Origin of the sequence: Teichococcus rhizosphaerae (genome assembly GCF_002631185.1) — a bacterium.
GTDB lineage: Bacteria > Pseudomonadota > Alphaproteobacteria > Acetobacterales > Acetobacteraceae > Pseudoroseomonas > Pseudoroseomonas rhizosphaerae.
Genome location: NZ_PDNU01000017.1, coordinates 78493 through 90302, shown reverse-complemented (window position 1 = coordinate 90302; position 11810 = coordinate 78493). Strand labels below are relative to the sequence as shown.

11 protein-coding genes are annotated in these 11810 nt (G+C 71.5%); 7 read left to right on the top strand and 4 right to left on the bottom strand.

All coding sequences use genetic code 11. The features are described from left to right. The first annotated feature begins 6 nt into the window (after positions 1-6). Genes CR162_RS10970 through CR162_RS10955 form a run of 4 tightly spaced genes read left to right on the top strand, consistent with a single transcriptional unit; the run spans position 7 to position 3049 of the window. Positions 7-489 carry a chemotaxis protein CheW gene (locus CR162_RS10970; RefSeq protein ID WP_099095594.1) on the top strand — a complete coding sequence of 161 codons (483 nt, stop codon included), beginning with the start codon at positions 7-9 and terminating at the stop codon, positions 487-489. A gap of 12 nt (positions 490-501) precedes the next feature. Further along, positions 502-894 (top strand): response regulator, encoded by a 393-nt coding sequence (locus CR162_RS10965; protein WP_099095593.1) that lies wholly within the window; start codon positions 502-504, stop codon positions 892-894. A 47-nt stretch (positions 895-941) separates the two neighbouring features. Further along, on the top strand, positions 942-2237 hold the full coding sequence (gene cheB / locus CR162_RS10960) for a chemotaxis-specific protein-glutamate methyltransferase CheB (RefSeq protein ID WP_099095592.1): 1296 nt from the start codon (positions 942-944) through the stop codon (positions 2235-2237). Beyond that, entirely contained in the window at positions 2234-3049 is an 816-nt protein-coding gene (locus tag CR162_RS10955; protein ID WP_099095591.1) for a CheR family methyltransferase, read from the top strand. The genes cheB and CR162_RS10955 overlap by 4 nt, the downstream gene beginning before the upstream one ends. 53 nt (positions 3050-3102) lie before the next feature. On the opposite strand, the gene ctrA is transcribed toward CR162_RS10955, so the two are convergent. The 3 genes from ctrA to CR162_RS10940 all read right to left on the bottom strand — a co-directional run bounded on the left by ctrA (position 3103) and on the right by CR162_RS10940 (position 6748). Continuing rightward, positions 3103-3867 (bottom strand): response regulator transcription factor CtrA, encoded by a 765-nt coding sequence (ctrA, locus tag CR162_RS10950; protein WP_099095590.1) that lies wholly within the window; start codon positions 3865-3867, stop codon positions 3103-3105. A gap of 357 nt (positions 3868-4224) precedes the next feature. Beyond that, complete coding sequence (cydB, locus tag CR162_RS10945) at positions 4225-5289, bottom strand: cytochrome d ubiquinol oxidase subunit II (RefSeq protein ID WP_099095589.1); 1065 nt, start codon at positions 5287-5289, stop codon at positions 4225-4227. Positions 5290-5302: 13 nt separating this feature from the next. Further along, entirely contained in the window at positions 5303-6748 is a 1446-nt protein-coding gene (locus tag CR162_RS10940) for a cytochrome ubiquinol oxidase subunit I (RefSeq protein ID WP_099095588.1), read from the bottom strand. 179 nt (positions 6749-6927) lie between these two features. On the opposite strand from CR162_RS10940, the gene CR162_RS10935 reads away from it, so the two are divergent. The 3 genes from CR162_RS10935 to CR162_RS10925 all read left to right on the top strand — a co-directional run bounded on the left by CR162_RS10935 (position 6928) and on the right by CR162_RS10925 (position 10258). Next, positions 6928-7704, top strand: coding sequence for an SDR family NAD(P)-dependent oxidoreductase (locus tag CR162_RS10935; RefSeq protein WP_099095587.1), 777 nt, complete (start codon positions 6928-6930; stop codon positions 7702-7704). A gap of 192 nt (positions 7705-7896) precedes the next feature. Continuing rightward, positions 7897-9183, top strand: a complete 1287-nt coding sequence (hisD, locus tag CR162_RS10930) for a histidinol dehydrogenase (RefSeq protein WP_099095586.1) — start codon at positions 7897-7899, stop codon at positions 9181-9183. 52 nt (positions 9184-9235) lie between these two features. Continuing rightward, the gene (locus CR162_RS10925) at positions 9236-10258 is read left to right on the top strand and encodes a LacI family DNA-binding transcriptional regulator (protein ID WP_176559813.1); all 1023 of its coding nucleotides are present in this window, start codon (positions 9236-9238) and stop codon (positions 10256-10258) included. Between the two features lie 64 nt (positions 10259-10322). Here CR162_RS10925 and CR162_RS10920 read toward each other — a convergent pair whose 3' ends face one another. Then, positions 10323-11708 (bottom strand): GntP family permease, encoded by a 1386-nt coding sequence (locus CR162_RS10920; protein ID WP_218014878.1) that lies wholly within the window; start codon positions 11706-11708, stop codon positions 10323-10325. Between the last annotated feature and the right edge of the window lie 102 nt (positions 11709-11810).

Here is an 11810-nt window from a genome sequence, read left to right as displayed (position 1 = left end):
AAGGCCATGCAGACCGAAATGCGCCCCAGCACGCAACGCGCCGTCGCCGTGGTGACGGAAAGCGCCGCCGCGATGTTCCTGACCCTCACCGTGGCGGGGCAGCTCTGCGGCGTGCCGGTCCTGGCGGTGCGGGACATCCTGGCCGCGCAGGCCATCACGCGCGTGCCGCTGGCGCCGCGCGAGGTGGCGGGCAGCCTCAACCTGCGCGGCCGCATCGTCACCGCGATCGACCTGCGCCGCCGGCTCGGCCTGCCGCCGCGCGAGGCGGGCGCGCCGCCGCCGATGAGCGTGGTGGTGGAGCAGAGCGGCGAGCTCTACAGCCTGCTCTCGGATTCGGTGGGCGAGGTGCTGGCGCTGCCCGAGGAGGGCTTCGCCGCCAACCCGCCGACGCTCGACCCGGTGTGGCGGGACGTCTCGCGCGGGGTCCACAAGGAGGATGAGCGGCTGCTCATCGTCCTCGACGTGGACCGCATCCTGGCGATCGGCTGAGGGGAGGGGACGATGGGCGAGGCCGTGAGCTGCCTGGTGGTGGATGACAGCCGCGTGGTCCGCAAGGCGGCGCGGCGCATCCTGGAGCGCCATGGCTTCGAGGTGCGCGAGGCGGAGGACGGGCGGAAGGCGCTCGATGCCTGCCGCGAGAGCCTGCCCCGGCTGGTAATGCTGGACTGGAACATGCCGGTGATGGACGGGCTGGAATTCCTCCGCGCCGCCCGCGCCGAGTTCGGGCCGGACGAGCCGCTGATCATGCTCTGCACCACGGAAAGCGAGTTCGACCGCATCGTCACCGCGCTGGCTGCGGGCGCGCAGGAATACATCATGAAGCCCTTCGACGACGAGATCGTGACGGGCAAGCTGGTGCAGCTCGGCCTCCTGGGCGAGGACGCCGAGCCGTGAGGAGCCTGCCGCCCAGCGGGGCGGCGGGCAACCGGAGGGTCCGCGTCATGCTGTGCGACGACAGCACGACCGTGCGCTCGGCCTATGCCCGCATCCTCGAATCCGATCCGGACCTGCAGCTCGTCGGCGGCGTCGGCGACGGGCGGCAGGCGCTCGACGCGCTGATGGGCCTGCCGCGCGAGGCACGGCCGCACGTGCTGCTGCTGGACCTGGAGATGCCGGTGATGGACGGGATGACGGCGCTGCCCCTGCTGCTGCGGACGCACCCCAACCTGGCGGTGATCGTCTCCAGCGCGCAGAACGAGAGCGGCGCGGCGGCGGCCATGGCGGCGATGCGCGCGGGTGCCGCGGACTACGTGCCAAAGCCCAGCGCCGCCGCCGGCGGCATGAACGATGCGGGCTTCCGCGCCGATCTGGTGGCCAAGGTGAAGGGCTGGGCGCGGATGCGCGGCTTCGCGCCGGGGGGCGCGCCGCCCCCGGAGGCAACAAGAGCCCCGCCGGCATCGCAGCAGCCGGCGCCATCGCCCGCCCCGGGCGTGCCCGCAGCACCCCTGGCGGGAATGGCGGCCGCCCCCGCACCCGCCCCTGCGCCCCTGTCCGCCCTGGTTCCGCCGCCCCTGCCGCCTGCGCAGGCGCGTGCCAGGAGCGCCGGCCCCGTGGCGCCCGCAACCGCAACAGCGCCTGGACCCTCGCTCCTGTCGGGGCCGGTGGTGCTGCGGCCGGTGCCGGCGGTGGTGCCGCGGCCGCGCCTGCTGGCCATCGGCTCCTCCACCGGGGGGCCGCAGGCGCTGGCCGCCTTCGTGCGGCGGCTGAAGGCGCCCCTGCCGGTTCCGGTCGTGGTGGTGCAGCACATGCCGGCGGGCTTCACCGCCATGCTGGCCGACCATCTGGGACGGCTGGGCGGGCCGGCGGCGGAGGAGGCGCGGGAAGGGGAGGTGCTGCGGCCCGGCCGGCTCTACGTGGCGCCCGGCGACCGCCACCTGCGGGTGGAAGGCGGCGGCGGCGGGCTGGTCGCGCGGCTCAGCGCCGATCCGCCGGAGAATTTCTGCCGCCCCGCCGTGGACCCGATGCTGCGCAGCGCGGTGGCGGCCTGCGAGGGGCGGGTGCTGGCGGTCATCCTCACCGGCATGGGGCAGGACGGCATGCTGGGCTGCAAGGCGGTGGCGGCCGCCGGGGGGCTGGTCCTGGCGCAGGACGAGGCTTCCAGCGTGGTCTGGGGCATGCCCGGCGCGGTGGCGAAGGCGGGGTTCGCGCAGTTTCTCGCGCCTCCCGGGCCGCTGGCCGACAAGGCTTTGGCGTATCTTGGAAAGGCGGGCCACGTCCCGGCCGGAGGAGTGGCATGAACACGGAAAGCTTCGCCGCGATCGCGGGCCTGGTGAAGGCGCGGTCCGGCATCGTGCTGACGCCGGACAAGGGCTACATGCTGGAAACCCGCCTGGCGCCGCTCCTGAAGCAGGAAAGCATCCCCTCGCTCGACGCGCTGGCCACCCGGCTGCGCGACCCGCGGGTGGAAAGCCTGGCGCGGGCCGTGACCGAGGCGCTGACGACCAACGAAAGCAGCTTCTTCCGCGACGGCAAGCCCTTCGACCATCTGCGGCGGCTGCTGCCCCGGCTGCGGGCGGCCCGCCCGGCCACGCACCGGCTGCGGATCTGGTCCGCCGCCTGCTCGACGGGGCAGGAAGCCTACTCGGTGGCCATCATCCTGCGCGAGCTCGGCATCCAGAACGCCGAGATCCATGGCAGCGACCTGTCGCGCGAGGTGGTGGAGCGGGCACGCGAAGGCAGCTTCACCCAGTTCGAGGTGCAGCGCGGCCTGCCGGTGCAGATGCTGGTGAAGCACTTCCGGCAGGAGGGCAGCCGGTGGCGCGTCTCGCCCGAGTTGCGCGCCATGACGCGGTTCGAGGAGCGCAACCTGCTGGCCGACCACCGCTCGCTGGGGCGCTTCGACATCATCTTCTGCCGCAACGTGCTGATCTATTTCGACCCGCCCACCAAGGGGCGGGTGATGAACGCCCTGGCGGCGCAGCTCGCGCCGGACGGGGTGCTGTATCTGGGCGGGGCGGAGACGGTGCTCGGCCTGACGGACCGGCTGGTGCCGGTGGCGGGCGAGCGGGGCGCCTATGCGCTGGCCGGGGCGGCCGGGGCGGCCAGTTGAGCAGGGCGGGCGCGGGCCGGGGCATCATGGCCCCGGCCCGCATGCTCGCCCTCTCAGGCCGGCACCACGCTGCGCGGCCGGGCGATGGCGGCCTGGGTGGCGGACGGCTGCGCCAGTTCCGGCAGGGAGAAGCGGGTGCCCATGCCCACCGGGTCGCGCAGCACATAGCCGCGGCCCCACACCGTGCCGATCAGCTCGCCCGCGCCGGCCTGGGCCAGCTTCTTGCGCAGCTTGCAGATGAAGACGTCGATGATCTTGGCCTCCGGCTCGTCGATGCCGCCATAGAGGTGGTTCAGGAACACCTCCTTGGTGAGCACCAGCCCCTTGCGGAGCGTCAGCAGCTCCAGGATGGCGTATTCCTTGCCGGTCAGGTGCACCTCGCGCTCGTTCACGCGCACCTCGCGGGAGCCGAGGTTCAGCATCAGGGGGCCGACGGAAAGGGTGGGCTGGCTGAAGCCCTTGGCGCGGCGGATGATGGCCTGGATGCGCGCCATCAGCTCCTGCTGGTCGAAGGGCTTGGTGATGAAGTCGTCGGCGCCCATGCCGAAGGCGCGCACCTTGGCCTGGGGGCGGGACAGGCCGGACAGGATCAGCACCGGCGTCTCCACGCGGTTGCCGCGCAGCCGGCGGACCACCTCGTAGCCCTCCATGTCCGGCAGCATGATGTCCAGCACGACGATGTCGTAGTCGTAGAGGGCGGCGAGCTCGAGCGCTTCCTCGCCGGTGCCGGCCACATCCGCGATCATGGACGAGGCCTTCAGCATCATGGCGATGCCGCGGGCGGTGGTCAGATCGTCCTCAACCAGAAGCACGCGCATCCTTTGGTCCTCCGCAATCTATGCGTGCATTCTTACCACTTATGCGCGAGTGCGGAAGATGTTTTTCATCTTTGAGACGTATCAAGAAGCGATCTACCGTTTAAAAAACAGAGAACGCCGTGCCGCTTTCCGTGCCCCGCCACAAGGCTGCAGGATTAAGTTATTGATAAATCTTGCAAAAAATTGCCGCCAGAGAAGGAAAAGATTTTCCCGGCCAGGTGGCGCTGTGCGCTCAGCCCTGCCCCAGTGCCCAGCGGATCAGCCCGGCAACCACTGTCAATGCCGCCACCCCTGCAACCCAAAGTAGCATGAACCAGCCGAGCTGGCGCAGCAGGGGCCGGCGGGGCGGGGGCGGCATCAGTGATAGCCCGCGCCCACGCGCACCTTGCCGCGGAACAGCCAGTACACATAGGCCGTGTAGGACAGGATGATCGGGATCAGCACCGCGGCGCCGACCAGCAGGAACTTCTGCGAGGCGGGCGAGGCGGAGGCCTCCCAGATGCTCACCGAGGGCGGCACGATGTTGGGCCACAGGCTGATGCCCAGGCCTGTATAGGACAGGAAGAACCAGCCCAGGACGCACAGGAAGGGCGCGCCGTCCCGCCAGCGGAAGTTGCGCCCCGTGGGATCGTGGGGGGCGGACGCCTCGCGCGCCTCGGTGGCGGGAATGGCGCGGAAGAACAGCCCGGCCAGCACCGCCAGCAGCACCGGCACGGGCGCGGCGTAGAGCATCCAGGGCAGGGCCAGCCAGCGCTCGCGAAAGGCGGATTGCAGGAAGGGCATGATCAGGCTGATGGCCGCGATGCAGGCCAGGGTGCCGATGCCGAGCAGCCAGGCATGGCGCCGCGCCTTGCGCGCCAGCGCCCCCTCCGTGCGCCAGATCAGCCAGCAGGCGCCGAGCAGCCCATAGCCCACCAGCAGGGCGAGGCCGGTGAGCAGCGAGAAGGGCGTCAGCCAGTCCCACCAGCCGCCGGCATAGGCGCGGTTCTCCACCCGGATGCCCTGCACCAGCGCGCCGAGCGCGATGCCCTGGCAGAAGCCCGCCACGTAGCTGCCCCAGCAGAAGGCGCGGTCCCACCAGAGCTGGGAGCGGGCGTTGTGCGCCTTGAACCGCATCTCGAAGGAGACGCCGCGGAAGATCAGCGCCAGCAGCATCAGGATCAGCGGCATGTAGAGGGCGGGGAAGATGGTGGCGTAGGCCAGCGGGAACACGGCGTAGAGCCCGGCGCCGCCCAGCACCAGCCAAGTCTCGTTGCCGTCCCACATGGGCGCCACCGAGTTCACCATCACGTCGCGCTCGTCCTTTTCCGGGAACCAGGGAAAGAGGATGCCGATGCCGAGGTCGAAGCCGTCCATCACCACATAGAGGAACACGGCGGTGGCGATCAGGACGGCCCAGATCAGGGGCAGGTGCTGTTCCATCGCGCGTCCCTCCTCAGTGCCGCTTCGCGGGGTCGCCATGGGTCGCGCCATGCGGCCCGGCATGGTGCATGGCGGGGCCGGGCGTGATGCCGCTGGTGCGGATGGGCTCCATCTCCTCCGGCCCTTCCTCGGCCATGTGCGGCGGCTGGGAGAACAGGCGGAACAGGAACCAGATGCCGGCGCCGAACACGACGAAATAGACCAGGATGAAGGCCAGCAGCGAGGCGCCCACCGCTGGCGCTGCGATCGGCGAGACGCTGTCCGCCGTGCGCAGCAGGCCGTGCACGGTGTAGGGCTGCCGCCCCGCCTCGGTGGTGATCCAGCCCGCCGTCACCGCCACCAGCCCGGCCGGGCCCATGAGCAGGGCGGCGCGGAGGAACCAGCGCGTGTCGTGGAGCCTGCCGCGCCAGCGCAGCCAGAGCGAGAGCAGGCCGAGCGTCGCCATCGCCGTGCCCAGCCCCACCATCACGCGGAAGGCCCAGAACACCAGCGGCACGTTGGTCGGGCGCTCCTCCGGCGGCACGTCCTTCAGGCCAGGGGTCTCGCCATCCCACTCATGCGTCAGGATCAGCGCGGACAGGCGCGGGATCTCCAGCAGCACATGCGTCTCCTCCGCCGCCATGTCCGGCTGGCCGAGCAGGATCAACGGCGCGCCGCGCTGCCGCTCCCAGTGGCCCTCCATGGCCGCCACCTTCTGCGGCTGGTGCTCCAGCGTGTTCAGCCCGTGGAAGTCGCCGATGACGATCTGGACCGGCGCCACGATCGCGGCCATCCACATCGCCATGGAGAACATGGTGCGGCTGCGCTCGTTCCGGCTGTCGCGCAGCAGGTGGAAGGCGGCGACGCCGCCGACGATGAAGGCGGTGGTCAGGTAGGCGCCCGTGACGGTGTGCGCGAGGCGGAAGGGGAAGGAGGGGTTGAAGACGATCGCCCACCAGTCCTCCGGCATGAAGCGGCCATCGGGCAGGATGCTGTAGCCGGCGGGCGTGTGCATCCAGCTGTTGGCGGACAGGATCCAGAAGGCCGAGATCAGCGTGCCGATGGCGACGAGGCAGGTGGCGGCGAAGTGCAGCTTCTTGCCGACGCGCTCCAGCCCGAACAGCATGATGCCGAGGAAGCCCGCCTCCAGGAAGAAGGCGGTCAGCACCTCGTAGCCCATCACCGGCCCCAGCACGTTGCCCGTGCGGTCGGCGAAGACCGACCAGTTGGTGCCGATCTGGTAGGACATCACCACGCCCGAGACGACGCCCATGGCGAAGGCGATGGCGAACACCTTCAGCCAGTACCGGAACACGTCCAGGTAGACGGCGCGGCCGGTGTAGAGCCACAGCGCCTCCAGCACCGCCAGGAAGCTGGCCAGCCCGATGGTGAAGGCGGGAAACAGGAAGTGGAAGGTGATGGTGAAGGCGAACTGGAAACGTGCCAGGTCAAGCGCGCTCGGCAGGAAGTCCCAGGTCATCACCGATCTCCATCAGGCCCCGGCGGGGCAGGGGTGCCGCGGCCTCAACCGCGGCCATGGCCGCGCGTTCCGCGCCGCCGCTCCGGCCGGCCGAGTTTGCTCCAGGAAGCGGCGGGAGGCTAGCAAGAACGGCCGAGCGTTCCTGGCGCCTTGCGGGCGCCTTCCGGAAGGAGAAACGAATGACCCAGCCCCTTACCCTGCCGCGCACGCCCTCCCTCAGGCTCGAGGGGCGGCGCGCCCTCGTGACCGGCGCCGGGCGCGGCATCGGCCTGGCCGCCGCCGCCGCTCTGGCCGAGGCGGGGGCGCATGTGGCGCTGGTGGCGCGCAGCGGCGGCGAGATCGAGGCGGCGGCGGAGGCCATCCGCGCGGCCGGCGGCAGCGCCGAGGCGCTGGCGCTCGACGTTTCGCGCCCCGAGGCGCTGGAAGCCGCGCTGGCGGCGCGCGAGCCCTATGACATCCTCGTCAACAACGCCGGCACCAACCGCCCCGCCCCCTTCCTGGAGGTGACGCCGGAGGATTTCGACGCGGTGATGGCGCTGAACCTGCGCGCCGCCTTCTTCGTGGCCCAGGCGGTGGCGAAGCGGCTGGTGGCGGCGGGCCGCCCGGGTTCCATCATCCAGCTTTCCTCGCAGATGGGCCATGTCGGCGGTCCGCGCCGCAGCGTCTATTGCGCAAGCAAGCACGCCATGGAGGGCATGACCAAGGCCATGGCCATCGAGCTCGGCCCGCACAACATCCGGGTGAACACCCTCTGCCCCACCTTCATCGAGACGCCGCTGACCCGGCCCTTCCTGGAGGACGCCGACGTGCGCGACTGGGTGCTCTCCAAGATCAGGCTCGGCCGCGTGGGCCAGGTGGAGGACCTGATGGGCGCCGTGCTGTTCCTCGCCTCCGACGCCAGCGCCCTGATGACCGGCAGCGCCCTGGTGGTGGACGGGGGCTGGACCGCCGGCTGATCCACGCGGCGGCAAGCCCTTCCGCACCAGGCACCCCGCACCAGGGCCCCCGCACCAGGGCCCCCGTACCAGGGCCGCGGCAGCGCCCGGGGCAGGGACGCTCGCCAGCCTGTGTTGCATACGGATGCAGAAGCGCTCTTGCATCCGTATGCACATGCTTCCACTCTCCGCCGCCGCAGAAGGAGGGACGCGATGATCCGCTATCTGAAGAAGGGCGCCGAGGCCGCCGAGACGGCCGAGTACGACCGCAAGGTGCGCCAGACCGTCGAGGGCATCCTGGCCGATGTCGAGGCGCGCGGCGACGCGGCGGTGCGCGAGCTGTCCGAGAAGTTCGACAAGTGGTCGCCCGAGAGCTTCCGCCTTTCGCCGGAGCAGATCCAGGCGCTGATCGACAGCCTGGCCCCGCAGGTGATCGAGGACATCCGGTTCGCCCAGGCGCAGATCCGCCGCTTCGCCGAGGTGCAGCGCGCCTCGATGCAGGATGTCGAGGTCGAGACGCTGCCGGGCGTCACGCTGGGCCACAAGCACATCCCCGTCGAGAGCGTCGGCTGCTACATCCCCGGTGGCCGCTACCCGATGGTGGCGAGCGCGCACATGTCCGTGCTCACCGCCAAGGTGGCGGGCGTGCCGCGCGTCATCGCCTGCACGCCCCCGCTGAACGGCCAGCCGCCGGCCGCCACCGTGGCCGCCATGGCGATGGCGGGCGCCGACGAGATCTACCTGCTGGGCGGCATCCAGGCCGTGGCGGCGATGGGGATCGGCACCGAGACCATCAGGCCCGTGGACATGCTGGTGGGCCCGGGCAACGCCTTCGTGGCGGAGGCCAAGCGCCAGCTCTATGGCCGCGTCGGCATCGACCTCTTCGCCGGCCCGACCGAGACGCTGATCATCGCCGACGACACGGCCGACGTTGAGATCTGCGCCACCGACCTGCTCGGCCAGGCCGAGCACGGCCCGACCTCGCCCGCCGTGCTGCTCACCACCTCGAAGAAGATCGCCGAGGGCATCGAGGCCGAGGTGCAGCGCCAGCTCGCCGTGCTGCCGACGGCCGACATCGCCTCCGTCGCGTGGCGCGACCACGGTCAGGTGATCCTGTGCGACACCGACGAGGAGATGCTGCAGGTGGCGGACGAGATCGCCTCCGAGCATGTGCAGGTGATGACGGCCAATCCGCGCTGGTTCCGCGACAACATGCGCAACTACGGCGCGCTGTTCCTGGGCCAGGAGACGAACGTCGCCTATGGCGACAAGGTGATCGGCACCAACCACACCCTGCCCACCAAGAAGGCGGCGCGCTACACGGGCGGCCTCTGGGTCGGCAAGTTCATCAAGACCTGCACCTGGCAGGAGGTGAAGCCGGAAGCCTCCGCCATGGTGGGCGAGTATTGCTCCCGCCTCTGCGCCATCGAGAACTTCGCCGGCCACAAGGAGCAGGCGGATCTCCGCGTGCGTCGCTATGGCGGCAAGAACGCCGCCTGACCCGGGGGGCGGGGAGGGCTCCCCGCCCTCGGCGCCGGCCAGGCCCGGAGCCATGTCCCCGGGCGCGTATCCGGGGGCACCGGGGGGCGCGGTGACGGCGCGGGACCTGGCGCGGCATCTCGGCGTGTCGCAGTCCATGGTCTCGCGCGCCTTCAGCCCCGGCGCCTCCATCGCGCCCGGGATGCGCGCCCGCGTGCTGGCGGCGGCCGAGGCCATGGGCTACCGGCCCAACTTCATCGCCGCCTCGCTGTCCCGCCGGCGCTCCAGCCTGGTCGGCCTGGTCATGGGGGAGCTGGCCAACCCCTTCTACCCCGCCGTGCTGGAGCGGCTTTCCCAGGCGCTGCAGGCGGAGGGCTTCCAGACGCTGCTCTTCACCGAGCCGCCGGGGCAGGAGGCGGATGCCTGCCTGCCCCTGCTGCGCCAGTACCATGTGGACGCGGTGGTGGTGACCTCGGCCAGCCTGTCCTCGGCCGGCGCGGCGCACTGGCTGGGCGATGGCCGCGCCGCCGTGCTGTTCAACCGCGCCGCCGCGGGCGACACGCCGCTCGACAGCATCGCCTGCGACAACGTGGCGGGCGGGCGCATGGCGGCCGAGGCGCTGCTGGCGCGCGGCCGGCAGCGCCCGGCCTTCATCGCCGGCCGCGCCGACACCTCCACCAGCCGCGAGCGCGAGGCGGGCTTCTTCGCGGCCTTCGCCGAGCGCGGCCTGCCGCCGCCGCGGCGCCTCGACGCCGCCGACTACAGCTACGGCGCCGGCCACCGCGCCGTGCTGGCGGCGGCGGAGGCGAAGCCGGACGGGATGTTCTTCGCCAACGACATCCTGGCGCTGGGCGGGCTCGACGCGCTGCGCCACGGCCTGGGCCGGCGCGTGCCGCGGGATGTGTCCGTCATCGGCTTCGACGACATCCCCATGGCCGCCTGGCCGGCCTACGACCTGGCCACGCTGCGCCAGCCCGTGGCGGAGATGGTGGCGGCGACGGTGGCGCTGCTGCGCGCGCGCCTGTCCGGCGCCGCGGGAGGGCCGCCCCACAGCGAGCGGCTGGCGGCCACGCTGGTCGCGCGCGGCTCGCTCTGAGAGCCCGCTCGGGAATGGAAGGGCGGGAGAAAGGAGGCGGCCTCCTTTCCCCGCCCCCGCGCGCTTAGAAGGCGCCGAACATGGTGCCCAGCACGATCACCGTGACCAGCGCCAGCACCGGGATGAGCAGGTTCACCACGAAGATGTCCCCGTAGGAGGATTTGTGGGTGAGCCCGGTGATGGTCAGCAGCGAGATCACCGCGCCGTTGTGGGGCAGCGAGTCGAAGCCGCCCGAGGAGATGGTGGCGATGCGGTGCAGCAACTCCGGGCTGATGCCCAGCGCGTTGGCGCGCTCCAGATAGGTGCCGCCCAGCGTGTCGAGCGCGATGGACAGGCCGCCCGAGGCCGAGCCGGTGATGCCCGCCAGCGCGTTGACGGCGATGGCCAGCGAGATGGTGGGCGTGTCGGGGGCGATGCCGACGACGAAGTCCCGCACCACCACGAAGGCCGCCAGCGAGGCGATGACGGCGCCGTAGCCCACCTCGCTCGCCGTGTTGAAGATGGGCAGCATGGAGCCCGCCGTGCCCTCGTTCAGCGTCTTCTGCGGGTCGCGCAGGTAGCGGCGCTGGAGGACGAGCACGGTGAGGATGGCGCCCAGCAGCGCCACGATCAGCGCCCAGGTGCCGATCACGGCGGTGGGCGAGACGTTGCCATAGGCCTGCTGCGCCAGGTAGCCGAGGTCGAGGCGCGGGAAGACCACCAGCGAGAACAGCGCGTTCAGCCCGATCACCACGACGATGGGCAGCATGGCCAGCGCGAAGCCGGGGCGCTCGGCCTCCTCGAAGCGCGGCAGGTTCTCCTGGTGGTCGCCATAGCCCTCGCCGGCCGCCTGGGCCTTGCGGGCGCGCATCTGCAGCCAAGCCAGGCCGCCGAACAGCATGATGCAGCCGGCGATGATGCCGAGCCCCGGCGCCGCGAAGGTGGTGGTGCCGAAGAAGCGGGTCGGGATCGCGTTCTGGATCGCCGGCGTGCCGGGGAAGGCGGTCATGGTGAAGGTGAAGGAGCCGAGCGCGATGGCGCCGGCGATGAGGCGCTTGGGCACCTGCGCCTCGCGGAACAGCGCGGCCGCGATCGGGTAGATGGCGAAGGCCACGACGAAGAGCGAGACGCCGCCGAAGGTCAGCACGCCGCAGGCCAGCGTCACGGCGGTGATGGCGTGGCCCGCCCCCAGCCGCTGCATGATGGTATGGGCGATGGTGGTGGAGGAGCCGCTGTCGGCCATCAGCTTCCCGAAGATCGCGCCCAGCAGGAAGATCGGGAAGAACAGCACGACGTAGCGGCCGAGGCTGGTCATGAAGATCTGGGTGTAGGTGGCCAGCACCGGCCCGCCCTGGGCCACCAGCACGGCGAGGGCGGCCAGGACCGGGGCCAGGTAGAGCACGCTGTAGCCGCGATAGGCGAAGTACATCAGCCCGGCGAGCGAGAGGATGATGGCGAGGGTGCCAGTCAAGAGGCGTTTCCTTTCCGGAGCATGGGCCGCCCTGCCCGGGCGGGCGGGCGGCGGCGGCCGGGGCGGGCATGCCGCCCCGGCGGAGGATCGGTTCGGCCGCGC

What these genes read in the sequence shown, in the direction of transcription:
- CR162_RS10970 (WP_099095594.1), top strand. Translation starts at nt 7, where the DNA reads ATGCAGACCGAAATGCGCCCCAGCACGCAACGCGCCGTCGCCGTGGTG.
- CR162_RS10965 (WP_099095593.1), top strand. Translation starts at nt 502, where the DNA reads ATGGGCGAGGCCGTGAGCTGCCTGGTGGTGGATGACAGCCGCGTGGTC.
- cheB (WP_099095592.1), top strand. Translation starts at nt 942, where the DNA reads ATGCTGTGCGACGACAGCACGACCGTGCGCTCGGCCTATGCCCGCATC.
- CR162_RS10955 (WP_099095591.1), top strand. Translation starts at nt 2,234, where the DNA reads ATGAACACGGAAAGCTTCGCCGCGATCGCGGGCCTGGTGAAGGCGCGG.
- ctrA (WP_099095590.1), bottom strand. Translation starts at nt 3,867, where the DNA reads ATGCGCGTGCTTCTGGTTGAGGACGATCTGACCACCGCCCGCGGCATC.
- cydB (WP_099095589.1), bottom strand. Translation starts at nt 5,289, where the DNA reads ATGGAACAGCACCTGCCCCTGATCTGGGCCGTCCTGATCGCCACCGCC.
- CR162_RS10940 (WP_099095588.1), bottom strand. Translation starts at nt 6,748, where the DNA reads ATGACCTGGGACTTCCTGCCGAGCGCGCTTGACCTGGCACGTTTCCAG.
- CR162_RS10935 (WP_099095587.1), top strand. Translation starts at nt 6,928, where the DNA reads ATGACCCAGCCCCTTACCCTGCCGCGCACGCCCTCCCTCAGGCTCGAG.
- hisD (WP_099095586.1), top strand. Translation starts at nt 7,897, where the DNA reads ATGATCCGCTATCTGAAGAAGGGCGCCGAGGCCGCCGAGACGGCCGAG.
- CR162_RS10925 (WP_176559813.1), top strand. Translation starts at nt 9,236, where the DNA reads ATGTCCCCGGGCGCGTATCCGGGGGCACCGGGGGGCGCGGTGACGGCG.